This is a genomic window from Streptomyces celluloflavus (genome assembly GCA_000720995.1).
Classification (GTDB): domain Bacteria; phylum Actinomycetota; class Actinomycetes; order Streptomycetales; family Streptomycetaceae; genus Streptomyces; species Streptomyces celluloflavus.
In genome coordinates this window covers 1-1,399 of record JOEL01000119.1, presented here as the reverse complement: position 1 = coordinate 1,399, position 1,399 = coordinate 1, and the positions used below count along the sequence as shown (strand labels likewise).

The 1,399-nt window shown below is 71.7% G+C and carries 1 protein-coding gene; it reads left to right on the top strand.

Going from position 1 to position 1,399, the window contains the following annotated elements; genetic code table 11:
* The first annotated feature begins 384 nt into the window (after positions 1-384).
* A complete protein-coding gene (locus tag IH09_RS36105; protein ID WP_052861976.1) occupies positions 385-987 on the top strand; it encodes a GNAT family N-acetyltransferase in 603 nt (200 codons plus the stop codon).
* The last annotated feature ends 412 nt before the right edge of the window (positions 988-1,399 follow it).

Here is a 1,399-nt window from a genome sequence, read left to right as displayed (position 1 = left end):
AAAGTCACGAACCCACGCCAGCTGATGGACCATCAGCCGAGCACACTCCAAAACAGAGCTCTGACCAGCAGCGATAGCGAACTGCTACTGGAGTACTAGCCAGGGCGATCGGCCGGGCCGCAGGGGCCGGACGACCAGCCGGGAGGATTGGCCGCAGGGTTCGCCAGGTCCCGGTGTGCCGGGCTTCTCCGGCACCGGGCCGCGCGCCGGGCACGTGGCGGCGGTCTTGGGCGTTACAGGTAGTGGACCGTGCCGGTGAGTGGCCGTCGGCGGGGAGTGCGCTCTCCTGCCGGATGGCGCATCGGTACGGGACGTCCGGGTGTGGTCCAGTGCCGCCTCCGGTCCGGTACGCCACCGTCAGGACTACGCGCAAAGGACCGCTCCATGCCCCTCGCCGACTCCGTACGCCCTGTGACGCCCGAGGACGTGGACACCGCCGTGCGGACGCTCGCGGATGCCTTCGCCGACTATCCGTTTACGCGGCACGTGGTCGCGGCCGACGACCATCAGGAGCGGGTCCGGCGCTTTCAGGAACTCTTCCTGACCCGTGTCGGGATGGTCTACGGACGCGTCTGGGTCGCGGACGGCGGCCGTGCAGTCGCCGTGTGGACCGTCCCCGGTCAGGATCCCGGACCGGCCTTCGCCGAGGTCGGCCCGCTGATCGGCGAGCTCGCGGGGGACCGCGCGGCGGCGTTCGCATCCGCCGAGCAGGCGCTGGAACCGCACCGCCCGAGCGAGCCCGCGTGGTTCCTCGCCACGGTGGGTGTGGCGCCGCAGGCACAGGGGCGGGGGCTGGGCAGTGCGGTGCTGCGGCCCGGTCTGGTGGCCGCCGCACAGGAAGGCGTCCCCGCCTTTCTGGAGACGTCGAGTGAGCGCAATGTGCGGTTCTACGAACGGCTGGGTTTCGTCGTCACGGCGAGCGTCGCCCTGCCGGACGGCGGCCCGCGCACCTGGTGCATGCGCCGGGAGCCGGACGATCTCGGCTAGCCGAGATATCCGGCCGAGATATGGCGTGGCCGAGGCGTGGCGGTGGCACGGTGCCGGTCGGGGCGCGATACCGGCTGGTCCGGCCGGGCCCGAGCCGCCGAACCCGCCCCGACGCCGCCAGCCGGGCCGCCACCTCACCTGAGGTGCCCGTAGGCATCCACCCCACCCCAGGTGCCCGTGGACATTCACCCCACCCGGGTACGCGCGGGCACCCACCCCGGCGTCCGGGGTACACCCGCGTACCCACCCAGCCCCAGGCGCGCACAGACGTCCGGGTGGCCCGCGTACCCACCCCACCCGAGCCCCACGAAAGCACCCACCCCGGCATCCGGATACGCCCGCGTACCCACCCCTGTCTCTTATACACATCTCCGAGCCCACGAGACTAAGGCGAATCTCGTATGCCGTCTTC